Here is a 24,010-nt window from a genome sequence, read left to right on the forward strand (position 1 = left end):
GAACGGGCTTGCGGGACATAACAATTCCTGAAACTTTCGGCTTAGATTCCGGACTTGCAGGAGAATTGTCCATGAAAACCCGCGCCGCTGTTGCCGTTCAGGCAGGAAAACCACTTGAAATCATGGAGGTAGACCTCGATGGCCCGCGCGAAGGCGAAGTGCTGATCGAGGTGAAAGCGACCGGCATCTGCCATACGGATGAGTTCACCCTCTCCGGCGCAGATCCGGAAGGCATCTTCCCGGCGATTCTTGGCCATGAAGGCGCTGGCGTCGTCGTTGATGTCGGTCCCGGCGTGACGAGCCTCAAGAAGGGCGATCACGTGATCCCGCTCTACACGCCCGAGTGCCGTGCGTGCCCGTCCTGCCTGTCGCAGAAAACCAATCTGTGCACCGCCATCCGCTCCACCCAGGGCCAGGGCCTGATGCCGGACGGCACGAGCCGTTTCTCCCTCAACGGCGAGAAGCTGCATCACTATATGGGCTGCTCGACCTTCTCGAACTTCACCGTTCTGCCCGAAATCGCGGTCGCCAAGGTCAATCCGGACGCGCCCTTCGACAAGATCTGCTACATCGGCTGCGGCGTGACCACGGGCGTCGGCGCGGTCATCAACACCGCCAAGGTCGAGATCGGCTCGACGGCCATCGTGTTCGGCCTCGGCGGCATCGGCCTCAACGTGATCCAGGGCCTCCGGCTTGCCGGCGCCGACATGATCATCGGCGTGGACCTGAACAACGACAAGAAGGAATGGGGCGAGAAATTCGGCATGACGCATTTCGTCAATCCGAAGGAAGCCGGCGAAGACCTCGTCCCCTATCTCGTCAACATGACCAAGCGCGGCGCTGACCAGATCGGCGGCGCGGACTACACGTTCGACTGCACCGGCAATGTTCATGTGATGCGTCAGGCGCTGGAAAGCGCGCATCGCGGCTGGGGCGAGTCCATCATCATCGGCGTGGCCGGTGCGGGTCAGGAAATCTCCACCCGTCCCTTCCAGCTGGTCACCGGACGCACCTGGAAAGGCACCGCCTTTGGCGGCGCACGCGGCCGCACGGATGTGCCCAAGATCGTCGACTGGTACATGGAAGGCAAAATCGACATCGACCCGATGATCACGCACACCCTGTCGCTGGACGAGATCAACAAGGGCTTCGACCTCATGCATGCGGGCGAATCCATCCGCTCCGTGGTGGTCTACTGAGGTCATCACCTTGTCGACCATCTATGTGGATGCAGACGCCTGTCCGGTGAAACCGGAAGCAGCCCGTGTCGCCGAGCGGCACGGGCTTGTCATCGTCTATGTCTCCAATGGCGGGCTGCGCCCCTCACGCGATCCCATGGTGCGGCATGTGGTGGTGCCCGGCACCGCCGACGCCGCCGATGACTGGATCGTGGAGAATGCCGTGGCCGGAGACATCGCCATCACGGCGGACGTGCCGCTGGCCGCGCGCCTGGTGGAGATGGACGTGCATGTGCTCGGCCCCACCGGCCGCCCGTTCACGGCCGAAACCATCGGCATGGCGGTCGCCATGCGCAACCTCAAACAGGATCTGCGCGAATCCGGTGAGATCAAGGGATACAATCCCGGTTTCACCGCACGCGACCGCTCCGACTTCCTGCAGGCGCTCGACCGCACCGTGCGCCGCGCTTTGAAAGAAAACAGGGACTGACCTCATGAAGACCGTCTCCACCGCCCGCTCCCATGGCGGCGTCCAGGGCGTTTACAGCCACACCTCCAAAACCTGCCAGTGCGACATGACTTTCGCCGTGTTCGTGCCGCCGCAGGCAGCTGATGGCCCCTGCCCGGTCCTGTGGTATCTGTCAGGCCTCACCTGCACGCACGCCAATGTCATGGACAAGGGCGAATACCGCCGCATGGCCGCCGAACTCGGCATGATCGTGGTCTGCCCGGACACGAGCCCGCGCGGCGGCGACGTGCCGGACGAGGCGGACAACTGGCAGTTCGGCAAGGGCGCAGGCTTCTATGTTGACGCCACGCAGGAGCCCTTCGCCAAGAACTACCGCATGTATTCCTACATCACAGAGGAACTGCCGGCGCTGATCGCCGAAAAATTTCCGGCGGACATGGATCGCCAGGGCATTTTCGGACACTCCATGGGTGGCCACGGGGCGCTGACCATCGCGCTTAAAGATCCCGACCGCTTCAAAAGCTGCTCCGCCTTCGCCCCCATCGTCGAACCCTCGACTGCGGGCTGGTCGAAACCGGCGCTGGAGAAATATCTGGGAGCGGAGGAAGCCACGTGGCGCGGACACGACGCCTGCGCGCTGGTAGCCGACGGCGCTCGCTTCCCCGAATTCCTGATCGATCAGGGCGCGGCTGACGGCTTCCTGGAGGAGGGCCTCAGGCCATGGCTGTTCGAAGCGGCCTGCGAAAAGGCCGGCATTCCGCTCACGCTCAACATGCGTGAGGGCTATGACCACTCCTACTTCTTCATCTCGACCTTCATGGACGGCCATCTTGCCTGGCACGCAAAGCGCCTCGCAGCCCGCTGACCTGAATCAACACATGAAGCCGATGAATCATCTCCTCATGTTCTTCGGCTAACATTCTGCCAGCAAACGGCTTTTCACCTCCACGACGATTGACGCGCCGGCGCAAACTTGTGCCGGCGCGTCCCATCCGGCATGCTTTCGGGAGCAAACCCGCCCTAAAATGCGGGATCATTGAGCTCAGAATGCCACCCAATGATGATCGAAAACGGAGGTGCTGCCCGGTGCAGGACACAGCACATATTTATTCAGACACACCCGACCGCGACACGATGGGCGGCCGCCTCTCCCGGGCGCGCGACGCCGTCGGCCTCTCGGTTGCCGAACTCGCCCGTCGCCTCGGCGTGAAGGCAGCCACGATACAGGCCTGGGAAAGCGACCGCTCGCAGCCGCGCGCAAACCGGCTGGCCATGCTCGCCGGCGTTCTCAATGTCAGCCTCTCCTGGCTGCTGCACGGCGTGGGCGTTTCGCCCGCCGACGAAAGCCGCTCGGAACTGGTCAACGCCGTTGCAGCCAACCTGAAGCGCATCCGCAGGCTCCAGGAAGAAACCAACCGCATTGTTGCGCAGATCGAAACCGACCTTGCGCGCGCTGAAGGCGCTGGCTGACGCGCGGATTTCTTCTGATGCGACATTGTGCACAGAAAGCGTGATGCCACGACCGCGACCGGCGTTATGACAGGTGACAAACGCAGCGGCCTGCGCTAGTTTCCAGCCGTCGAGGGCAGCAGCCCTACCTGTTTGCGGGAGAGAGCCAAACCGGGAAAAACCGGGGCGGACGCCGAAGGGGAAATCGCCCGAAATCTCTCAGGCAAAAGAACCGTAGACAGGTCAAGACACTCTGGAAAGTCGGGGAGCGATCCCCGCGCCGAAGGTGTAAGCGTGGTCGACAGAGTTCCGGCTGCGCGAGTCTCTCAGGCTTCCGACAGAGGGGCACGAACATGTCGCTTCCCGCGGCATGCGTGCGATTCTGGAGGAATGATGAGCAACACCGAATCCCTGAAACATCTGCCGCTGGAAGCGCTGCATGAAGATGCCGGCGCACGTTTTGGCGCATTCGCCGGCTGGCGCATGCCCCTGACCTATCCCGCCGGCGTGATGAAAGAACACATCCACACGCGCGAAAGCGCCGGACTGTTCGACATCTCTCACATGCAGCTCTTCGAGGTTGAAGGCGCAGACGCAGCAGCCTTCCTGTCGCGCGCCTGCCCGCTCGATGCGACGGCGCTCAAGGAAGGCCAGTCGAAATACACCGTCCTTCTCAACGAGAATGCCGGCATCATCGACGACCTGATCGTCACCCGGCTCGGCGAAAACCGCTACATGATCGTGGCGAATGCCGGCAATGCCGCGAAGGATGAAGCGCATTTCCGCGCCATCGCCGCAGATTTCGACATCTCCTTCACTGCGCTCGAGCGCGTCCTCCTCGCCCTTCAGGGCCCCGACGCAGAAGCCATCCTGATCGCCGCCGGCCTCGACCTCAGCGATCTCGTCTTCATGACCGGCACGGAGCCGCATGAGGGCTGGTTCGCCACCCGTTCGGGCTACACCGGCGAAGACGGTTTCGAGGTGGCGCTGCCGGTCGATCAGGCGGAGCGCTTTGCCCGCAAACTGCTCGACGACGAGCGCGTCCAGTGGGTTGGCCTTGCCGCCCGCGACAGCCTCAGGCTCGAGGCCGGGCTCTGCCTGCATGGTCAGGATCTCGACGAGACGACCGATCCGGCCAATGCCGCCATCCTTTGGGCCGTGCCGAAGGCGCTGCGGTCCGAAGGCCGGTTCATCGGCGCCGAGGCCCTGCAGAAGATCATTGCCGATGGCGCGAAGGAAAAGCGCGTCGGCCTGAAGCCGGAAGGCCGCCAGCCGGTGCGCGCCGGCGCACCGCTCATCAACGAAGCCGGCGAAAAGGTCGGCCGCGTCACATCGGGCGGTTTCGGCCCCTCCGCCGGTCATCCGGTGGCGATGGGCTATGTCGCCAAGGGGCTTTCCGAACCCGGCACCCGTCTTTTCACCGAAGTGCGCGGCAACCGCATCGCACTTGATGTCCATACCCTGCCCTTCACGCCGCAGCGCTACAAAAAAGGATAACAGCCAGATGAGCCTGACCTATTTCACCGAAGACCACGAGTGGATCAAAGTCGAGAACGGCGTCGCAACCGTCGGCATCACCGATCACGCTCAGGAACAGCTCGGCGACCTGGTGTTCGTGGAACTGCCCGAAACCGGCGCAACGCTCTCCAAGGGCGACACCGCCGTCGTGGTTGAATCCGTGAAGGCCGCTTCCGATGTGTACGCGCCTGCCGATGGCGAGATCTCCGAGGTCAACGAAGCGCTTGCAAGCGACCCGGCCCTCGTGAACTCCGCCCCCACCGGCGATGGCTGGCTGTGGAAGATGAAGCTCTCCGATGAAAGCCAGCTCCAAGGCCTGATGGACGAAGCCGCCTACAAGGCGTCGATTGCCTGAGGAAACACCATGTCCGCCAACACACTCCCTTTCGCCGCCCGCCATATCGGCCCGCGCGGTGAAGAAACCAAGGCCATGCTGGCCACGCTCGGCGTTCCGTCGCTCGAGACGCTGATCACGCAGGCCGTGCCGAATTCGATCCGCCTCGACCGTCCGCTCGACCTGCCGCCGGCAGCCAGCGAGACCGAGGCGCTCGAAGAGCTCGGCGCAGCCATGCGCCAGAACAAGGTGCTCAAGAGCTTCATCGGCGCCGGCTATTACGGCGTGAAGGTTCCGCCGGTCATCCAGCGCAACCTGTTTGAAAACCCTGCCTGGTACACGGCCTACACGCCCTACCAGTCGGAAATCAGCCAGGGCCGCCTTGAGCTTCTGTTCCACTTCCAGACGCTGGTGACGGAACTGACCGGCCTGCCGGTCGCCTCCGCCTCGCTGCTGGACGAAGGTTCGGCCGTGGCCGAAGCCGTGGGCATTGCCTGGCGTCATCATCGCTCCAAGCGCAGCAAGCTGGCGATTGCCGGCGAACTGCACCCGCAGACCCGCGACGTGGTGGTCACCCGCGCGGAGCCGCTGGGCATCGAGGTCGATGGCGACACGATCGACGACAACACCTTCGCCCTTATCGTTCCGTGGACCGACACCTACGGTGTTCATGGCGACCACGGCGCGCTGATCGCCGAGGCAAAGGACAAGGGCGCCATCGTCATCATGGTGGCCGACCCGCTCGGCCTGTTGTTGAGCGAAACGCCGGCAGCGCTCGGCGCGGAAATCGCCGTTGGCTCGATGCAGCGCTATGGCGTGCCAATGGGCTTTGGCGGTCCGCACGCGGCCTATTGCGCCGTATCGGACAAGCTGACGCGCCTCATGCCCGGCCGTCTCGTCGGCCAGTCGGTCGATGCGCATGGCCGTCCGGGCTACCGTCTGGCGCTGCAGACCCGCGAGCAGCACATCCGCCGCGACAAGGCGACCTCCAACATCTGCACCGCGCAGGCGCTGCTTGCCAACATGGCCGCAGCCTTTGCCATCTGGCATGGCCCGGAAGGGCTCGCTGCAATTGCCGAGCAGGTGCATGAGCGCGCAGCCCGCTTCCATGCGGGCCTCAAGGCTGCCGGCCTTTCGCTTGCAGGCGATGTCATCTTCGACACGGTCACCGTCACCGTTCCCGGCAAGGCGCAGGAGATCGCGGCCGGAGCCGAGGCCGAGGGCCGGCTTGTGCGCGTTCTCGACGCGGACCGCGTCAGCGTCGCCTTCGACGAGACGACGACCGAAGACGATCTGGCCGCACTGGCAGCCCTGTTCGGCGCCACCGTGCCGGAAAGCGCACCGCGCCTTGCCCCGGCCGCAGCGCGCGGCGAAGGCTTCCTCACGCAGCCGGATTTCCACTCGCACCGCTCGGAAACGGAAATGATGCGCTTCCTGCGCAGGCTCGCCGACAAGGATCTTGCGCTCGACCGCGCCATGATCCCGCTTGGCTCCTGCACCATGAAGCTCAACGCCGCTGCCGAGATGATGCCCGTGAGCTGGCCGGAAGTGGGTGGCCTTCACCCCTTCGCTCCGCCGGAGCACACGGTGGGTTATCGTCGCATGATCGACGATCTGGACCGCTGGCTCTCGGAAATCACCGGCTTCGACGCAGTTTCGCTGCAGCCCAATGCCGGTAGCCAGGGCGAATATGCCGGTCTCCTGGCCATCCGCCGCTATCACGCCGAGCGCGGCGAAGGTGACCGCGATATCTGCCTCATCCCCTCCTCCGCCCATGGCACCAACCCGGCGTCCGCCTCCATGGCCGGCATGCGGGTGGTGGTCGTGCGCTGCACGGAAGATGGCAATATCGATCAGGACGACCTGAAGGCGAAGGCGGAAGAGCACGCCGACAAGCTGGCGGCGCTGATGCTGACCTACCCGTCGACCCACGGCGTGTTCGAGGAAGGCGTGCGCGACATGTGCGCGGTGATCCACGAACACGGCGGCCAGGTCTATTTCGACGGCGCCAATCTCAACGCGATGGTCGGACTTGCCCGTCCGGGCGATCTGGGAGCGGATGTCTGCCACCTGAACCTGCACAAGACCTTCTGCATTCCCCATGGCGGCGGCGGACCGGGCGTTGGCCCGATCGGCGTCAAGGCGCATCTGAAGCCGTTCGTGCCGGGACATGTGGCGCTCGGCAGCAGCCATGCGGTGGCCGCAGCCCCCTATGGCAGCGCGTCGATCCTGCCGATCACATGGATGTATATCCGCATGATGGGCGGCGACGGCCTCAAGCGGGCGACGGAAATGGCAATCCTCAACGCCAACTACATCGCCCACAGCCTGAAGGAACACTACCCGGTGCTTTACAAGGGCCGCAACGACCGTGTTGCGCATGAGTGCATTCTCGACACGCGGGTGTTCAAGGATCGCGCCGGCATCACCGTCGACGACATCGCCAAGCGGCTCATCGACTATGGCTTCCACGCCCCGACCATGAGCTTCCCCGTTGCGGGCACGCTGATGGTGGAGCCGACGGAGTCGGAGCCGAAGAGCGAAGTCGACCGCTTCTGCCAGGCGATGATCTCCATCGCCGAAGAAGCTGCGCGGGTGGAAAAGGGCGAATGGCCGAAGGATGACAATCCGCTCGCCAACGCGCCGCACACCGCCATGGAGCTGATGGGTGACGACTGGACGCATCCCTATAGCCGCAGGGAAGCCGCCTTCCCCGAAGGTTCGCTCGAGGCAGCGTCCAAATACTGGCCGCCCGTCTCGCGCGTCGACAATGTGGGTGGCGACCGCAATCTGGTCTGCGCCTGCCCGCCCATTGAAGCGCTGGCAAGCTGACCACAATGAAACGGATCATCTCCCCAAGCTGGGGAGATGATCGCCTCAATTGCCGCGCACCTCTTGGCGCGCGCCCTCGCTTTCTGGTAAAGCGTCGTCCACACACTCCGAACGGAACCGGAACAGGCTTCGCTTTGCCTTGCAAACCATGGCAAACTGCGGGCTGATTCGCGGACAGGAAACAACACGCTTCATGGACGACAACAACGACCTCTTCGCCGGAATGCCTGCCGCCGGGACGCCTGCCAATGTGGAACGTGCGAAAACGCCCGAGCCGGCAGCGCCTCAGCGCAAGCCCGCTGCGCGTCCCGCGCCATCTGCATCGCCCGCCCCGTCGGGCGACGGCTACAGTGCGGCCGACATTGAGGTTCTGGAAGGTCTGGAGCCCGTTCGTCGCCGTCCCGGCATGTATATCGGCGGCACCGACGACAAGGCGCTGCACCACCTGTTCGCCGAAGTTATCGACAACTCCATGGATGAGGCGGTGGCCGGCCACGCCACCTTCATCGAAGTGGAACTCGACGAGGAAGGCTATCTCTCCGTCACCGATAACGGTCGCGGCATTCCGGTCGATCCGCACCCCAAGTTCAAGGACAAGTCGGCGCTCGAAGTCATCATGACGACGCTGCATGCCGGCGGTAAGTTCGATTCCAAGGTCTACGAGACCTCCGGCGGCCTGCACGGCGTTGGCGTGTCCGTGGTCAACGCCCTGTCCGAACTCCTTCAGGTGGAGGTTGCCCGCAATCGCCAGCTCTTCCGCCAGACTTTTTCGCGCGGCCTGCCGCAGGGCGGACTGGAGAAGCTCGGCGACGTGCACAACCGGCGCGGCACCAAGGTGCGCTTCAAGCCGGACGAAGAAATCTTTGGCAAGGGCGCGAAGTTCGAGCCCGCGCGGCTCTACAAGATGGCCCGCTCCAAGGCCTATCTGTTCGGCGGCGTGGAAATCCGCTGGATTTGCGCCCCTTCCCTGATCGGCGAGAAGGACGAGACGCCCGAAAAGGCGACCTTCCACTTCCCCGGTGGTCTCAAGGACTATCTGGCCGCTTCGCTCGACGGGCAGTTCCAGGTCACCAAGGAGATTTTCTCCGGCCGCAGCGAAAAGACCACCGGTCATGGCGCCGTGGAATGGGCGATCACCTGGTATGGCGGCGACGCCATGCTCAACTCCTATTGTAACACCGTGCCGACGCCCGAGGGCGGAACCCACGAAAGCGGTTTCCGCAACGCGCTCCTGCGCGGCCTGCGCGGCTATGCGGAGCTGACCGGCAACAAGCGCGCGTCCATCATCACCTCCGAAGACGTGATGATCTCGGCCGCCGGCATGCTTTCCGTGTTCGTGCGCGAACCGGAATTCGTCGGCCAGACCAAGGACAAGCTGGCGACGGCTGCGGCAACCCGCATCGTCGAAAACGCGATCCGCGATCCGTTCGACCACTGGCTTGCAGAAAACCCGCAGGAAGCCTCCAAACTGCTCGAATGGGTTGTGGCGCGCGCCGATGAGCGCCTTCGCCGCCGTCAGGAGCGCGAGGTCAGCCGCAAGAGCGCCGTGCGCAAGCTGCGCCTGCCCGGAAAGCTCGCCGACTGCACCATGGGCGCGGCAGCGGGTGCTGAAATCTTCATCGTCGAGGGCGACTCGGCTGGCGGCTCCGCCAAGCAGGCGCGCAACCGCGCCAGTCAGGCCGTCCTGCCGCTGCGCGGCAAGATCCTCAACGTCGCCAGCGCCGGCTCCAACAAGCTCGCCGCCAACCAGCAGATTTCCGACATCACACAGGCGCTCGGCTGTGGTACGCGCTCGAAATACCGTGAAGACGATCTGCGTTACGACCGCGTCATCATCATGACGGATGCCGACGTCGACGGCGCGCACATTGCCTCGCTGCTCATCACCTTCTTCTATCAGGAGATGCCGCAGCTCATCGAGAACGGCCATCTCTACATGGCTGTTCCCCCGCTCTACCGCCTCAGCCAGGGCGGCAAGACCATGTATGCGCGCGACGACGCCCACAAGGACGAGCTTCTGGAAACGGAGTTCACGGGGCGCGGCAAGATCGATATCGGCCGCTTCAAGGGCCTGGGCGAGATGATGGCGAGCCAGCTCAAGGAAACGACCATGGACCCGGCCAAGCGCACGCTTCTGCGCGTCACCGTGCTCGACGGTCAGGAAGCCACCAAGGGTGCCATCGACAGCCTGATGGGAACCAAGCCCGAAGCGCGCTTCCGCTTCATTCAGGACAATGCCGAGTTCGCTGAAGAACTGGATATCTGACGCGCAAAGCCGGCATTTATGCCGGCGACGCGGACGCCCTTCTGTCAGGCGGCGGCGATCGCCTGCGCCTGAAGGCGTGCGTTCTCGCGCAGGGCATCAAGGTGGATTGAGCGCAGCAGGCCTGCAAGCTCCGCAGATTCCGCTGCCGGACCGGACTGGCCGGGCGTCGCGCCAATGCTCTCCATCATCAGCCAGGAAACCTCCTGCGCACCGGCCACCCGCCGCCCCTGCGCCACGTCACGCCAGACCGACAGCGCGCGGATCAGGGGGCGGTGAAACGGCTTTGCAAGCCCCGCCTTCTGCAAAAGCGCCGATACGGCCAGATCGCGTCCGTTCACGAGCAGGCCGCGAATGCGCGTGTGCGACTGCCCGGTGAGCGCCATCATCACATGGCCGAAGAAATCGATCTTGCCATGCGCCACCATGCGCACGATGAAACCTGCCGTCAGATCACCACGCATGCGCAGATGCTCCACCAGCGCTTCGTGCTCATCCGGGTCAATCGTCTCGATCAGCGTGAGCGAGGCGCGCACGCATGCATCACGCGTCAGCTTCTCGGCCCGCGCCGCACCCACCAGCGCCTTAACCAGCGGCGCTTCGCGCAGGGCTTCGCCAAGCTGCACGAGAAGCGTGTGCCGGCAATCGGAAGGAAGACGCTGATCGGCCGCCAGCGCCACGCGCATGCGCGGCTCATGGCCATGACGCTCGATCATGCGGCGAAAGCTCACTGCGGCAATCTCCGCGCTCGGATTGTCGACCATCGCCAGACAGGCTTCGAGCGACCCCACCTCTGCAATGGCGGCCGAAACCCCCATGGCGAGCTGCGGACGCTGTGCAACAAGCCGCTGCGTCCCTTCGCGGCCGTCGCCCACGCGGTCGATAAGGTCGGAATCGGAAAGCATCGGCGAGCGTGCCAGGATCGGCGCAGCCACGTCCGGCTGGTCGGCGGCAAGAGCGGCGATCACCTGCATGGGCGCATGCCGACTCATGGAGAGCGCTTCGGCCAGTGCGGCGCGCACCTTGGATGAGGGATCGTCGAGCAGCGCCGTCAGCGCGGCCTCGGCCGCGTAGCGGTCCTCAAACGGCAGTTCCCGGTCGAGATAGGCTCTGGCGAGAGCTGTGGCAGCCCCTGCTCTGTCAACCACTCTGGCAGTCTCCATCCATTTAAGAAAATGCTGAACCACTTGCACTGAAGTCACGCTCCCGCCCTGTCTGGAATGACCCTAGCGCGAATTCGTATAGGAAACGTTTACCATAAGTGCCCGCTTGCGAGGGGCCGGCAGCCCGCCTATCAAGAAAGGGAGGATGCATTGGTCAAACGGGATGCGGAGGACACGATGGCCGGTCTTTACCTAGAGGAATTCCAGCCGGGACAGGTGTTCCAGCACACGCTGCGCAAGAGCGTGACCGAAAGCGACAACATGCTGTTTTCGACCATGACGCTGAACCCGCAGCCGCTCCACATCGATTTCGCCTTTGCCGAGAAGACCGAATGGGGCAAGCCGCTCGTCAACTCGCTCTTCACGCTGGGGCTGATGATCGGCATTTCCGTTCACGATACGACGCTTGGCACGACGGTCGCCAATCTGGGCATGACGGAGACGGGCTTCCCTCACCCGGTCTTCCACGGCGACACGATCCGGGTTGAAACGGAGGTCAAATCGGTGCGCGCATCCAAATCCAAGCCTGACCGCGGCATCGTCGAGTTCGAGCACCGCGCCTACAATCAGAATGACAGGCTGGTGGCGCGCTGCCTGCGCCAGGCCATGATCCTCAAAAAGAAAGACGCCTGATCATGCGTTCGCTTCTATTCGTGCCCGGGGATTCCGAGCGCAAGCTTGAAAAGGCGCTTGGTTCCGCAAGCGATGTGCTGATCATCGATCTGGAAGATTCGGTCAGCCCCGACCGCAAGGCCGAAGGCCGGCGCATCACCACCGCTTTCCTGGAGGACGCGCGCGGCCGTACGGGCGCGCAGCTCTATGTACGGGTCAACGATCTGTCGAGCGGCCTGACGGAAGACGACCTCGCCGGCGTCATGCAGGCGGGTCCCGATGGCGTGATGCTGCCCAAGGCCGAGGGCGGCGCAGATGTGGCGCGCCTTGCCGCCGCATTGCGCGTGCACGAAGCAGAAAACGGCATTGAAGACGGAAGCACACGCATCCTGCCGATCATCACGGAAACGGCGCTGGGCGTCCTCAACGCCGCCAGCTACCGGGGTTCGAGCGACCGGTTGGCCGGGCTGACCTGGGGCGCGGAAGACCTGTCGGCCCATATCGGCGCGCTCGCCGCGCGCCATGAAGACGGAAGCTATACGCCGCTCTTTCAGCTCGCCCGCAGCATGACGCTGCTGGCGGCTGCGGCGGCAGGCGTTCCGGCCATCGACACCGTGTTCCCGAACTTTTCGGATACAGAGGCTTTTGCAAGGGATTGCCAATTGGCGGCGCGCGATGGCTTCGTCGCCAAGATGGCCATCCACCCGGCGCAGGTCGCACCGATCAACGCCACCTTCACCCCCTCCGCCAAGGAGGTGGAGAAGGCCCGCGCCGTGGTGGAGGCCTTCTCTGCCGCCGGAAACGCCGGCGTGGTCAATATTGGCGGGCGGATGTATGACCGCCCGCACCTGGCGCTTGCCGAACGCGTGCTTGCACGCGCAGCCGACGCGTCGTCAGACTAGAGTGGGGAGAAGCATCGATTAACCCGAAAACCGGGCTACTCCGATTGCCCTGGCGCGTCAGTCGCCCTTCCACTGGGGGCGCGTCATCTGGAAGACCTCGGTCACAGCCGAATAGTCACGATATCCAAGACGCGCGAGATTGCCGGCAGCAACGGCATCGAACATGCCGTCCTTCAAAACGGCATCGCTGATGTGAACGCCGACCACCTCACCGGTGACGACGATGACGCCGGCCCACGCGCCATCGAGGCCAAGCGGACGACGCACTTCGGTCACCTTGCATTCAAGCGCGGCGTGGCATTCGGCCACGCGCGGCGGCGCAACCAGCGTCGATGGGGCTTCCGTAAGTCCGGCAAAGGCAAACTCGCTGACACCGCGCGGCGCATCGACCGAGCTTGCATTCAGCTGCGCGGCCAGATCATGGCTTGCAAGATTGACGACGAACTCGCCGGTTTCTTCCGCATGGGTGGCGCTGTCCTTCGCCCCTTCCGAGGAGAAAAACACCAGATGCGGATTGGACGAGATCGCATTGAAGAAGGAGTAAGGCGCAAGGTTTGCCGTTCCGTCCTTCGACAGGGTCGAAATCCAGCCGATCGGACGCGGCGAGACGATCGCCTTGAACGGATCATGCGGCAGGCCGTGCCCCTTGGAGGGTTCGAAAAACATCATGCTTCCCACGGGCCGGAGTAATCGGAAACAATGGCGTCCAGCGCAGGGCGCGGCCGCTCGACCAGTTCCACATCATAGGAACCGATATGCACGAAGCCGACCACACGCTCCTGCGGCGCCAGCCCCAGAATGCGGCGGCCTTCCGCATCGTCGGAATACCAGTTGGTGATGAGATTGGTGCCATAGCCGAGCGCATTGGCTGCAATCATAAGGTTCATGGCCGCCATGCCGCCGGACAGGAACATCTCCCATTCGGGAATGGTCGGGCTTTCCTTGGGCACGCAAACCACACCGATCACCAGCGGCGCGCGGGAAAAGCGGTTGCGCTCCTGCTCCAGACGCGTTTCCGGCAGCTCGCCCTCACGCTCGACGGCGCGTTTGGCCAGTGCCTCGCCGATCTCGGTGCGCGCATCGCCACGATAGAGAATAAAGCGCCAGGGTGTCAGTCGCCCGTGATCGGGCACGCGCGAGGCTGCGGTCAGGATGGTCTCGATTTCCTTGTCGGAAGGAGCTGGTTTCGCGAGGTCTTTCACCGGCGTGGAGCGGCGCGCGAGCATGAAATCAAGCACGGATGGATGCACTGTCTGTCTCCTGTGGGATCTGCATTGCCTGAAACAGGTTGTCTGGCTGGCAAAAGCTGGCTTTTCGCTGGAACCAGATCGCATAATCGCCTTGAAATTGCCACCGCCTTGGGCTTCATGTCAGCTATGCGCGGTTCACTTAAAACGACTCTGTCTCTTCTCGCCCTGTGCACGCTGTCCTTTCAGGCGTCGAACGTCATGGCGCAGGAGGATGCGGCGAAAGCCGTCGACGGCCTGCGCCTGCCCGGCCTCAACAATTATGCCCCCGCCTCCGTGGATGATGCGCTCGCCATTGCCGACACCGGCGAGGTCACGCTGGTCGCGCATCTGAACGAAGGCGGCGACGAAATCCCGAACGGTCTCGTCTGGCGTATTTTCGGCACGCAGCCCGGCCCCGATGACAAACTGCCGCTCGTCGCAACCGCGCGCGGCGGCAACAGCGTCTTCGAACTCGCCCCCGGCAGCTATCTCGTCCATGCCGCCTATGGACGCGCAGGCGTGACGAAGCGCATCACGGTCAGCCGCGAGCCCATGCGCGAAGACCTGTTCCTCGATGCCGGCGGTCTCAAGCTCAACGCGATCCTGCCCGGCGGCGTGCGCATTCCGCAGAACCAGCTGCGCTTTGCCATCTATGAGGCGACGGAAGACAATATCGGCGACGGTGCGCTGATCCTGCCCAAGGTCGAGCCCGGCAGCATCGTCCGGCTCAATTCCGGCACCTATCACGTGGTCTCCAATTACGGAGACATCAACGCAGCGATCCGCTCCGACATCCGCGTGGAAGCCGGCAAGCTGACGGAAGCGACGGTGGAGCACCGCGCCGCCGACCTTACCATGAAGCTTGTGCGCGAACGCGGCGGCGAAGCCATTGCCGATACCGCCTGGTCGGTTCTGACCGACACGGGCGAAATCGTCTACGAAACGGTCAGCGCCTACGCCTCCATGGTTCTTGCCGAAGGCAATTACACGATTGTCGCCAAGAACCGCGACCGCATCTACCAGCGCGACTTTTCGGTCGTGCCCGGCCGCAATCAGGATGTGGAACTGCTGCCAACCGATCTGCTCGACACGCGCAATCAGTTTCCCGACTGAAAACCGGAACACATCGCAGAAATGAAAAAGCCCCGCTGCATCCAGCGGGGCTTTCTTCGTTTTGAGCGCCTTACAGCTCAGGCCTTCGCGGCCTTGCGCTTCAGGTCCGGCGGCGTTGCCTCTTCGACCAGCATGGCGGTCACATCGGCCAGCGACATGGACGCCTGATCGCGGCTGCCCAGCCGGCGAATGTTCACCGTACCTTCTTCCGCTTCGCGCTTGCCGCAGACGAGGATCACCGGAACCTTGGCCAGCGAGTGCTCGCGGACCTTGTAGTTGATCTTCTCGTTGCGCAGATCCACCTCGGCCAGAAGTCCGGCCTCCTTCAGCGTCTCCGTCACTTTCAGTGCATATTCGTCGGCATCGGACGTGATCGTCGCCACCACCACCTGCACCGGTGCGAACCAGAGCGGGAAGTGACCGGCAAAGTTCTCGATCAGAATGCCGAGGAAACGCTCCATCGAGCCGCAGATCGCCCGGTGCACCATGACCGGCTGCTTCTTCTCCGAATCCTGATCGATGTAGAACGCACCGAAACGCTCCGGCAGGTTGAAGTCGATCTGCGTCGTGCCGCACTGCCATTCGCGGCCGATGGCGTCCTTCAGAACATAATCGAACTTCGGCCCGTAGAACGCGCCATCGCCCGGATTGATCGCCGTCTTGATGCGGCTGTCCGAGGCGGCGATCTTTTCGAGAACGCCAGTCATGATCTCCTCGGCGTGATCCCACAGCGCATCCGATCCGACGCGCTTTTCAGGCCGCGTGGAGAAGAAGACCGTGATCTCCTTGAAGCCGAAATCGGCATAGGTGGAGAGGATCAGGTCGTTGATCTTCAGGCATTCAGCCGCAAGCTGGTCTTCCGTGCAGAAGATGTGCGCGTCGTCCTGCGTGAAGCCGCGCACACGCATCAGGCCGTGCAGCGCGCCCGAAGGCTCGTAGCGATGCACATTGCCGAACTCGGCCATCCGGATCGGCAGGTCGCGGTAGGACTTCAGGCCATGCTTGAAGATCTGCACGTGACCGGGACAGTTCATCGGCTTCAGCGCGAAGGTGCGGGTGTCTTCCGCCTCGTCGTCCGCGCACTCGACCTTGAACATGTTCTCCTTGTACCAGCCCCAGTGACCGGAAGTCTCCCACAGGCTCTTGTCGAGCACCTGCGGAGCGTTGACCTCATCATAGCCATCGGTTGCGAGCCTGCGGCGCATGTAGCTCACAAGGTTCTGGAACATGCGCCAGCCCTTGGAGTGCCAGAACACGACGCCCGGGCCTTCTTCCTGGAAATGGAACAGGTCCATCTCGCGGCCAAGGCGACGGTGGTCGCGCTTCTCGGCCTCTTCCAGCATGTGGAGATACTGGTCGAGCTCTTCCTGCGTGTGCCAGGCCGTGCCGTAGATGCGGGTCAGCATCGGATTGTTGGAATCGCCGCGCCAATAGGCGCCGGCCACCTTCATCAGCTTGAAAGCCTTGCCGATCTGACCGGTAGAAGCCATGTGCGGTCCACGGCAGAGGTCGAACCAGTCGCCCTGCGCGTAGATCTTGACGTCCTGATCCTCGGGGATCGCGTCGATCAGCTCGACCTTGTAGCTCTCGCCCTTTTCGGCGAACACTTCCTTGGCCTTGTCGCGCGACCAGACTTCCTTGGTGAAAGGCTTGTTGCGCGCAATGATCTCCGCCATCTTCTTCTCGATGACCGGCAGGTCTTCGGGCGTGAAGGGCTCATTGCGGGCGAAGTCGTAATAGAAGCCGTTCTCGATCACCGGACCGATGGTGACCTGGGTGCCGGGCCACAGTTCCTGCACGGCTTCGGCGAGCACATGCGCGGCATCGTGACGGATCAGTTCCAGCGCGCGCGGGTCGTCACGGGTGACGATCTCGATATCGCCGGACGTGCCGACAGGCTCCGACAGATCGCGCACCGTGCCATCAAGCGCATAGGCGACGGACTTCTTGGCGAGCGACTTGGAGATGCCGGCTGCAATGTCAGCGCCGGTCGTCGCCGCGTCATACTCGCGAACGGAGCCATCGGGAAATTTCAGGGAAACGGCCTCGGCCATAAGTCTTCTCCTTATCCAGTCCCGCCAACGAGCGCGGGTGGTTTGGGCATTCTGGGTTTGCGGGCCCGAAATAAGCATTTCGCCAGCGAAGGTAAAGGGCAAACCGGCGGCAGTAGTGTCGCGGCTATTTCAGCCAGTAGTCTTCCGCCCCTATTGGCATGGCGCCAAGCACCCGCCGCAGCCGCTCCTCGCCAACCTCCGCACGCAGGACAGCGGCGACATCTCCAATGGCGGTTTCAGGCGCAGTGTTGTGCGGTTCCCGCACGGCCTTCATCTCCCGGTGCAGCGTTTCACGATCGGGAAACGGAGTGACTTCCGCCTCAACATCCCAGCCTTCAATGAAGATCACCCGCAGGAGCGGTGGCAGGACTTCCGCAAAGGCCAGCGCGTCCTTCACCGGCACGTGGCTGCGAAACACGTGCAGCACGGCGCGCGTCATCGCATAGCTCTGATTATGCGAACCGCGCATGGACTGCTTTTTCACCGCATCGAGAAAACGCCGGAAATCGCGGCTGGCGTAAAGATAGTCCATCGGCACCGTCATGAATGCTCGCCTTTCTGCCGCGCCACCCGCCAGAAGCGCCACGGCGTCCACCATTTCAGGTCTTGTTCCAGCACATCGGGCACCGGATCGATCCCATGTGTGCCGCCCGGCCCGCACCGCACCACGCGGAAAAGTCCCATCCAGCCGCCCGACCACAGCCCATGCCGGGCAATCGCCTCATAGGTGTATTCCGAGCAGGTTGGGAAATGCCGGCAGGAATTGCCGATGAAGCCCGACAGGGTGAGCTGGTAGAGCCGCACGAAAGCCGTTCCGAACAGGCGACCGGGCGTCTTCGGCCAGGGCCCCTGCCAGTTGCGGCTGCGAATGGGCTGGGCCATCGTCAGGCGGCAGCGCCAGCGCGCGCCTTTTCGATCTGGTCGATGGCATCCACCACCGCATCGAAGGTGAGAAGCGTTGAAGCATGGCGCGCCTTGTAGCCGCGCACCGGCTCCAGATATTTCAGATCCTCGAAGCGGCCTGCCGGCGGCGGGCCTTCTTCCTTGAGCATGGCGTACATCGCGTCACGCACATGGCGCAGCTCATCAGCCTTCGCACCCACCACATGCGCAGCCATGATCGAGGACGATGCCTGACCGAGCGCACAGGCCTTCACCTCATGCGCGAAGTCTGTGACCGTGTCGCCATCCATCTTGAGATCGACAATGACAGTGGAGCCGCAAAGCTTTGAGTGCGCCTTTGCCGTGGCGTCGGGATTATCCAGCCGTCCAACCCGCTGAATATTGCCGGCAAAGCCAAGAATTTTTGCGTTATAGACATCGTCCAGCATGGTTTTCCCGCTCTGCCGCAGCCGAAACAAATCAAAGTCGTTTCGGCATCTTTCCTTCTGCTTCAAGGCACTTATATAATGATCGCTATGGGCCCGCGACAAGGCATGATGCCGCTGCGGGTTCCAGTTTCGCGCACGCCACTGTCGGGCCGGGCTGAGAATTTTTCTCCAATACCCGCTGGATAAGGCCGTGAACCGTTCAACTCGTTCCTGCTGAGACAGGAACTACGGGAGACGCCTTCTATGGACGCCATTATCAAGAACTTTCCGCCTCATGCCGATAAGGGTGAAGCCACTGCGGAGAAGAATTCCTATATGGACAAAGCAGTTACTGATCGCCCCTCTCAGGAAGAGGTCGAAAACGCCGTTCGCACGCTGCTGCGCTGGACAGGCGACGACATCAACCGTGAGGGCCTGATCGAGACGCCCAAGCGCGTCGCCAAGGCATATCGCGAAATGTTCTCCGGCTACGACCAGTGTCCCGCCGAAGAACTCGGCCGCACCTTCGAGGAGGTGCAGGGCTATAACGACATGGTCCTCATCAAGGACATCTCGTTCCATTCCCATTGCGAACACCACATGGTGCCGATCATCGGCAAGGCGCATGTCGCCTATCTGCCGGACGGCAAGGTGGTCGGATTATCCAAGATCGCCCGCGTGGTCGACATCTTCGCCCGTCGCCTGCAGACGCAGGAGGCCATGACGGCGCAGATTGCCCATGTGATTCAGGACGTCCTGAAGCCGCGCGGCGTTGCCGTTCTCGTGGAAGCCGAGCACATGTGCATGGCCATGCGCGGCATCCGCAAACAGGGTTCGGTCACGCTGACGACGACCTTCACCGGCGCCTATCGCGAAGACCTTCAGGAACAGGCGCGCTTCATGACCATGCTGCGCGACAAACACGGCTGATGACCACACTCACGTTTCCCCCTGCCCCATCCGACAAGGCCGCGCTCGAAGAGGGCGCGGCTTTTTCTCCGCGCTTCGATGCCAATGGCCTCATCACGGCCGTGGTGACGGACGCCGACACCAATGCACTTCTGATGGTGGCGCACATGAACGCCACGTCTCTCGCCATGACGCTTGAAACCGGCATCGCCCATTACTGGTCGCGCTCGCGCGGCAAATTGTGGAAGAAGGGCGAGACCTCCGGCAATGTCCAGCACATCGTCTCCATCGCCACCGACTGCGATCAGGATGCGGTGCATCTGAGCGTACGCGTCGCCGGCGATGGCGCAACCTGCCACACCGGTCGCCGCACCTGCTTCTACCGCAATGTGAGCATTCGCGACGGCAAACCGGTTCTGGTCGACCTCGGCATGAAGCCTTTGGACGACAAAGACGGACATGCTTGACCGAAAGTCGGTCTCGATTTCTTGAACGCCCGAAGCGTAGACTTTCTCCTCGGGAGCGCCCATCTACTGGGAAGGGGTAGTAGCCGCGTTCCTCGGTGAGGCAGCGTTGAACCATTCGGTTCGCCACAGCGACGCATATTCACCAATTCGATACAGTCCTCAGGCATGATGCTTCCGGGGACGAGGAGATGAACATGCTCGATTGGGCATCTCTACGCAGGAAACAGGAAAACCGGGAAATCGACGTGATTTCGCCGGAACCGCCCCCGCTTGATCCAGCGCCCGCGCCTGAAAAAGGCGGCATTGCCCTGGCTCTTGGCGGCGGCGCGGCCCGTGGCTGGGCGCATATCGGCGTCCTCCGCGCCCTCGATGAAGCCCAGATCCCCGTCGGCATGATTGCCGGAACCTCCATCGGTGCACTGGTCGGCGGCTGCTATCTCGCCGGCAAGCTTGATGAGCTGGAAGAATTCGCCCGGTCCCTCACCAAACGCCGCATCTTCGGCCTGCTCGACATCAATTTTGGCGGCAGCGGCCTGTTCGGCGGCATGAAGCTGACGGCCCGCATGCAGGAGCACCTTCAGGATGTCACCTTCGATGACCTCGCCAAACCCTTCGTCTGTGTGGCGGCGGAAATCCGCACCGGTCATGAAATCTGGCTGTCGAAAGGATCGCTGATCACCGCCATGCGCGCGTCCTATGCGCTGCCCGGCGTTTTCGAACCCGTCACCTGCAATGGCCGCGTTCTGGTGGACGGCGCGCTGGTCAATCCGGTTCCCGTTTCCGCCTGCCGCGCCTATGAGCAGCCTCTGGTCATGGCGGTGAACCTGCATTACGACCTGTTTGGCCGCGCCGCCGTCATCAAGCATTCCGCCGACATGCCGCAGGAAAGCGAGGAAGGCGAGACTGCGTCTCTGGTGGTCGACAAGGGGCCGCAGCAGCGCGATCAGCGCCTTGGCATCACCGGCGTCATGGTCGAGGCCTTCAACATCATTCAGGATCGCATTTCACGGGCGCGCATGGCGGGCGATCCGCCCGACCTGTCGCTTCAGCCCAAGCTCGGCCATATCGGCCTGACGGAATTTCACCGCGCCGACGAGGCGATCACCATCGGTTACGAAACCACGCAGGCCCGGCTTACCGAACTCGAACGCCTGCTCACGGTTCTCGGATAGGCACAGCGCTCAGGCGCTGGCCGCATCCTGCAGCCGCAACTGGATGCGTTTGTTTCCATTCCAGTGATTGGCCGCCAGGGTGCCCGCCACGTGAATGGTCGCACCGCGATTGCCGAACAGGAAATTGCCGAGATCCGTTTCCGCCGCACGGAAAGCAATCGCCTCCATGCGCGCGCCGGTCTGTGAGCGCAGTTCTGCGCGGATATGGCCATTGCCCACCACACGCGCATCCGCCAGACGGTGGCGCGGCAGCGCCAGAACCGGCGTCGAATGCCCGGACCCGAAAGGCCCGGCCGTCTCCAGTGCATCGAGCAGCGCAAGGTTCGCGCCATCGGCAGAAAGCGCTGCATCGATCTTGAGGCTCTCGGCGTCGCGCAGCCGCTTTACTGCACTCGCCGCCCGCTCCTCGAAGAAGGCGCGCAACGGCCCAAGCTTCTCGCGCTCAACCGTGATGCCGGCAGCCATCGCATGCCCGCCGCCCTTGACCAGAATGCCCTCGGCCACCGCCTCGCGCACGATCTTGCCGAGATCGAAACCGGGAATGGAGCGGCCGGAGCCGGTGCCCTTGCCATTCGGACCGAAGGCGATGGCGAAGGTCGGTCGCCTTGCGTGATCCTTGAGACGGGAGGCGAGCAGCCCGACAATGCCCGGATGCCAGCGGTCGCTTGCCGTTACCAGAACCGCAGGCCCCTCGCCCGAAATCAGTTCTGCATCGGCCTCCGCCTTCGCCTCGGCCAGCATCACCGTTTCCATTTCCTGCCGCTCGGTGTTCAACCGGTCGAGCGTCTCGGCGATCTTGGCAGCCTCGGCAGGATCGTCGCTGGCGAGCAGATTGCTGCCCAGCGCCGCATTGCCGATGCGCCCGCCCGCATTGATGCGCGGGCCGATCATGAAGCCCAGATGGTAGGGGTTGAGCGGTTCGCCAATGCGCGACACCCGCGCCAGCGCAGCCAGTCCCGGCGTGTTCATCTGGCGCGCGGCCACAAGCCCTTTCACCACGAAAGCGCGGTTGACGCCAACGAGCGGCACCACGTCGCAGACCGTGCCCAGCGCCACCAGATCAAGAAGGCCGAGCAGGTTCGGCGGCGGCTTGGAGACACCGCCCTGACGCAGATGCTTCGCGGTCTGGACAAGCGCCAGAAACACGACGCCCGCAGCGCACAGGAACCCCTGGCCGGAAAGATCGTCCTCGCGATTGGGGTTCACCACCGCAACCGCATCCGGCAGATCGCCGCCCACCTGGTGGTGATCGAGCACGACCACATCCGCGCCCGCCTCGTTGGCGGCGGCGATGGCGGCGGCACTGTTGACGCCGCAATCGACGGTAACGATGAGGCTCGCACGCCCCGCAAGGTCGCGCATCGCGTCGGGATTTGGGCCGTAGCCCTCAAAAATGCGGTCGGGAATATAGATCTCGGCGTCGATGCCGTAATGCCCGAGAAAGCGCTTCATCATGGCCGAGGAAACAGCGCCATCGACGTCGTAATCGCCGAAGATCGCCACCTTTTCGCCGCGCCGCACCGCATGGGCGAGCCGCTCGGCAGCCTTGTCCATGTCGGTCAGCGTTGCCGGATCTGGCAAGAGATCGCGAATGGTGGGATCGAGGAAGCGCTCTGCATCGTCGATATCCACCCCGCGGCCGGCCAGAACCCGCGCCACGATTTCGGGAATGCCATGGGTCTGCGCCATGGCCAGCGCAGCGTTCTCGCCGCGCAGGTCAAGCCGATGCTCCCACGCAAGACCGCGTGCGGAGTGCCGGACATCGAGGAAATACCGTTTTTCGCCAGTCATTACCGCCTACGTTTCACAGCGGCCCAACAAAGGCAAGCGGGCCGTAACCCGCTTGGATATTTGTGCGCCCTTCCGGACGCACAAAGGACGATCTAAATCATTGATGGAGCATCGGAATGACCCGAAAACCGGATCCCACTTTTCGGTCCGATGCTCTAAAACTTGTCCAGATCCTGGTGGCGGGCGATGATCTCGCGCACCGTCTGCGAAGAAGAGCGCATGACGATGGTGTGGGTGGAGATCTGGTCACGGCCGAACTTCACGCCCGAAAGCAGGTTGCCATCCGTCACGCCGGTCGCAGCGAACAGAACGTCGCCCTTGGCCATCTCGTCCATGCGGTAGACCTTGGCGGGATCGGAAATGCCCATCTTGGCCGCGCGCGCCACCTTTTCCTCGGTGTTGAGCTGCAGACGTCCCTGCATCTGGCCACCAATGCAGCGCAGAGCCGCAGCCGCCAGAACGCCTTCCGGCGCGCCACCGATGCCCAGATAGATGTCGATGCCGGTTTCGTCCGGGTCGGTCGTGTGGATCACGCCGGCCACGTCGCCATCGCCGATCAGGCGAATTGCAGCGCCGGTGCCGCGCACTTCCTCGATCAGGCGCGCATGGCGCGGACGATCGAGAATGCAGGCCGTGATCTCATTGACCGGAACGCCCTTGGCCTTGGCCAGCGCTTCGATGTTCTCCACGGCCGGCGCATCGAGATCGACAACGCCCTCGGGATAGCCCGGGCCGACGGCAATCTTTTCCATGTAGACGTCGGGCGCATAAAGCAGGCTGCCGCGCTCTGCGATGGCGATCACCGCCAGCGAGTTCGGCAGGTTCTTGGCGCAGATCGTGGTGCCTTCCAGCGGGTCGAGCGCGATGTCGACTTCCGGGCCTTCGCCCACGCCCACTTCCTCACCGATGTAAAGCATCGGCGCTTCGTCGCGTTCGCCTTCGCCAATCACCACCGTGCCCTGAATGGGCAGGCGGTTGAGTTCGGAGCGCATCGCGTCGACGGCCACCTGATCGGCGGCCTTCTCGTCACCACGTCCGCGCAGCCGCGCTGCAGCCACAGCCGCGCGCTCCGTCACACGAACGAGTTCCAGCGTGAGAATGCGGTCGAGACCCGCCTGCGAGGCTTTCAACATTGACTCAAATCCTGATGTTCTTCCGCTCCCCATGAGCGGGCCGGCTTCTTGTGACAAAGACGGCGCGGGACGGCAAGTCCCTCACCGCCCCGTCAAAAACATGAATCGATTG

23 protein-coding genes and 1 riboswitch are annotated in these 24,010 nt (G+C 63.3%); of the genes, 14 read left to right on the forward strand and 9 right to left on the reverse strand.

The window, feature by feature from the left end; genetic code table 11:
• Nucleotides 1-71 precede the first annotated feature (71 nt).
• From NDI72_RS15005 to parE, 8 genes are all read left to right on the forward strand, one after another.
• Nucleotides 72-1,199 carry an S-(hydroxymethyl)glutathione dehydrogenase/class III alcohol dehydrogenase gene (locus tag NDI72_RS15005; protein WP_113155433.1) on the forward strand — a complete coding sequence of 376 codons (1,128 nt, stop codon included), beginning with the start codon at nt 72-74 and terminating at the stop codon, nt 1,197-1,199.
• A gap of 4 nt (nt 1,200-1,203) precedes the next feature.
• A complete protein-coding gene (locus tag NDI72_RS15010) occupies nt 1,204-1,668 on the forward strand; it encodes a YaiI/YqxD family protein (RefSeq protein WP_283800912.1) in 465 nt (154 codons plus the stop codon).
• Nucleotides 1,669-1,672: 4 nt separating this feature from the next.
• Nucleotides 1,673-2,512 carry an S-formylglutathione hydrolase gene (gene fghA / locus NDI72_RS15015; protein WP_283800847.1) on the forward strand — a complete coding sequence of 280 codons (840 nt, stop codon included), beginning with the start codon at nt 1,673-1,675 and terminating at the stop codon, nt 2,510-2,512.
• Nucleotides 2,513-2,733: 221 nt separating this feature from the next.
• Nucleotides 2,734-3,117, forward strand: a complete 384-nt coding sequence (locus NDI72_RS15020) for a helix-turn-helix domain-containing protein (protein ID WP_113155436.1) — start codon at nt 2,734-2,736, stop codon at nt 3,115-3,117.
• A gap of 125 nt (nt 3,118-3,242) precedes the next feature.
• Nucleotides 3,243-3,341, forward strand: a riboswitch (glycine riboswitch).
• Between the two features lie 148 nt (nt 3,342-3,489).
• The gene (gene gcvT, locus NDI72_RS15025; RefSeq protein ID WP_283800848.1) at nt 3,490-4,593 is read left to right on the forward strand and encodes a glycine cleavage system aminomethyltransferase GcvT; all 1,104 of its coding nucleotides are present in this window, start codon (nt 3,490-3,492) and stop codon (nt 4,591-4,593) included.
• 7 nt (nt 4,594-4,600) lie between these two features.
• Nucleotides 4,601-4,969: a glycine cleavage system protein GcvH gene (gene gcvH, locus NDI72_RS15030; RefSeq protein ID WP_283800849.1), complete on the forward strand. Its 369-nt coding sequence runs from the start codon at nt 4,601-4,603 to the stop codon at nt 4,967-4,969.
• 9 nt (nt 4,970-4,978) lie between these two features.
• Nucleotides 4,979-7,780, forward strand: coding sequence for an aminomethyl-transferring glycine dehydrogenase (gene gcvP, locus NDI72_RS15035; RefSeq protein ID WP_283800850.1), 2,802 nt, complete (start codon nt 4,979-4,981; stop codon nt 7,778-7,780).
• A 193-nt stretch (nt 7,781-7,973) separates the two neighbouring features.
• Nucleotides 7,974-10,046 carry a DNA topoisomerase IV subunit B gene (gene parE / locus NDI72_RS15040; RefSeq protein ID WP_206546342.1) on the forward strand — a complete coding sequence of 691 codons (2,073 nt, stop codon included), beginning with the start codon at nt 7,974-7,976 and terminating at the stop codon, nt 10,044-10,046.
• 44 nt (nt 10,047-10,090) lie between these two features.
• On the opposite strand, the gene NDI72_RS15045 is transcribed toward parE, so the two are convergent.
• The gene (locus NDI72_RS15045; protein ID WP_206995042.1) at nt 10,091-11,206 is read right to left on the reverse strand and encodes a DUF2336 domain-containing protein; all 1,116 of its coding nucleotides are present in this window, start codon (nt 11,204-11,206) and stop codon (nt 10,091-10,093) included.
• 177 nt (nt 11,207-11,383) lie between these two features.
• Here NDI72_RS15045 and NDI72_RS15050 point away from each other — a divergent pair, with 177 nt between their 5' ends.
• Both NDI72_RS15050 and NDI72_RS15055 read left to right on the forward strand, forming a co-directional pair.
• The gene (locus NDI72_RS15050) at nt 11,384-11,839 is read left to right on the forward strand and encodes a MaoC family dehydratase (protein ID WP_283800851.1); all 456 of its coding nucleotides are present in this window, start codon (nt 11,384-11,386) and stop codon (nt 11,837-11,839) included.
• A gap of 2 nt (nt 11,840-11,841) precedes the next feature.
• The gene (locus NDI72_RS15055; protein WP_283800852.1) at nt 11,842-12,720 is read left to right on the forward strand and encodes an HpcH/HpaI aldolase/citrate lyase family protein; all 879 of its coding nucleotides are present in this window, start codon (nt 11,842-11,844) and stop codon (nt 12,718-12,720) included.
• A gap of 57 nt (nt 12,721-12,777) precedes the next feature.
• Here NDI72_RS15055 and NDI72_RS15060 read toward each other — a convergent pair whose 3' ends face one another.
• Nucleotides 12,778-13,386 (reverse strand): flavin reductase family protein, encoded by a 609-nt coding sequence (locus NDI72_RS15060; RefSeq protein WP_283800853.1) that lies wholly within the window; start codon nt 13,384-13,386, stop codon nt 12,778-12,780.
• Complete coding sequence (locus NDI72_RS15065) at nt 13,386-13,946, reverse strand: nitroreductase family protein (protein ID WP_502888414.1); 561 nt, start codon at nt 13,944-13,946, stop codon at nt 13,386-13,388. Before NDI72_RS15065 ends, NDI72_RS15060 begins: the two co-directional genes overlap by 1 nt.
• Before the next feature lie 222 nt (nt 13,947-14,168).
• On the opposite strand from NDI72_RS15065, the gene NDI72_RS15070 reads away from it, so the two are divergent.
• Nucleotides 14,169-15,062 carry an RgsD C-terminal domain-containing protein gene (locus tag NDI72_RS15070; protein ID WP_113155444.1) on the forward strand — a complete coding sequence of 298 codons (894 nt, stop codon included), beginning with the start codon at nt 14,169-14,171 and terminating at the stop codon, nt 15,060-15,062.
• A 77-nt stretch (nt 15,063-15,139) separates the two neighbouring features.
• Here the strand turns inward: NDI72_RS15070 and thrS are convergent, their stop codons facing one another.
• The 4 genes from thrS to NDI72_RS15090 all read right to left on the reverse strand — a co-directional run bounded on the left by thrS (nt 15,140) and on the right by NDI72_RS15090 (nt 18,447).
• Nucleotides 15,140-17,116: a threonine--tRNA ligase gene (gene thrS / locus NDI72_RS15075; RefSeq protein WP_283800855.1), complete on the reverse strand. Its 1,977-nt coding sequence runs from the start codon at nt 17,114-17,116 to the stop codon at nt 15,140-15,142.
• Between the two features lie 124 nt (nt 17,117-17,240).
• Nucleotides 17,241-17,660: a DUF2267 domain-containing protein gene (locus NDI72_RS15080; protein ID WP_113155446.1), complete on the reverse strand. Its 420-nt coding sequence runs from the start codon at nt 17,658-17,660 to the stop codon at nt 17,241-17,243.
• Nucleotides 17,657-17,998: a membrane protein insertion efficiency factor YidD gene (gene yidD / locus NDI72_RS15085; protein WP_113155447.1), complete on the reverse strand. Its 342-nt coding sequence runs from the start codon at nt 17,996-17,998 to the stop codon at nt 17,657-17,659. The genes NDI72_RS15080 and yidD overlap by 4 nt, the downstream gene beginning before the upstream one ends.
• Before the next feature lie 2 nt (nt 17,999-18,000).
• Nucleotides 18,001-18,447: an iron-sulfur cluster assembly scaffold protein gene (locus NDI72_RS15090; RefSeq protein WP_113155448.1), complete on the reverse strand. Its 447-nt coding sequence runs from the start codon at nt 18,445-18,447 to the stop codon at nt 18,001-18,003.
• Between the two features lie 243 nt (nt 18,448-18,690).
• Between NDI72_RS15090 and folE the strand changes: the two genes are divergently transcribed.
• The 3 genes from folE (at nt 18,691) to NDI72_RS15105 (ending at nt 20,974) form a co-directional block, all read left to right on the forward strand.
• The gene (gene folE, locus NDI72_RS15095) at nt 18,691-19,356 is read left to right on the forward strand and encodes a GTP cyclohydrolase I FolE (RefSeq protein WP_113155449.1); all 666 of its coding nucleotides are present in this window, start codon (nt 18,691-18,693) and stop codon (nt 19,354-19,356) included.
• Complete coding sequence (gene hisI / locus NDI72_RS15100) at nt 19,356-19,802, forward strand: phosphoribosyl-AMP cyclohydrolase (protein ID WP_113155450.1); 447 nt, start codon at nt 19,356-19,358, stop codon at nt 19,800-19,802. Before folE ends, hisI begins: the two co-directional genes overlap by 1 nt.
• A 188-nt stretch (nt 19,803-19,990) precedes the next feature.
• Nucleotides 19,991-20,974 carry a patatin-like phospholipase family protein gene (locus NDI72_RS15105; RefSeq protein WP_371685904.1) on the forward strand — a complete coding sequence of 328 codons (984 nt, stop codon included), beginning with the start codon at nt 19,991-19,993 and terminating at the stop codon, nt 20,972-20,974.
• A 9-nt stretch (nt 20,975-20,983) separates the two neighbouring features.
• On the opposite strand, the gene recJ is transcribed toward NDI72_RS15105, so the two are convergent.
• Both recJ and glpX read right to left on the reverse strand, forming a co-directional pair.
• Nucleotides 20,984-22,765 (reverse strand): single-stranded-DNA-specific exonuclease RecJ, encoded by a 1,782-nt coding sequence (gene recJ, locus NDI72_RS15110; RefSeq protein ID WP_113155451.1) that lies wholly within the window; start codon nt 22,763-22,765, stop codon nt 20,984-20,986.
• Nucleotides 22,766-22,920: 155 nt separating this feature from the next.
• Nucleotides 22,921-23,898 (reverse strand): class II fructose-bisphosphatase, encoded by a 978-nt coding sequence (glpX, locus tag NDI72_RS15115; RefSeq protein ID WP_113155452.1) that lies wholly within the window; start codon nt 23,896-23,898, stop codon nt 22,921-22,923.
• Nucleotides 23,899-24,010 lie beyond the last annotated feature (112 nt).

This window comes from Nitratireductor sp. GZWM139 (assembly GCF_030068685.1).
Classification (GTDB): Bacteria; Pseudomonadota; Alphaproteobacteria; order Rhizobiales; family Rhizobiaceae; genus Nitratireductor; species Nitratireductor aquimarinus.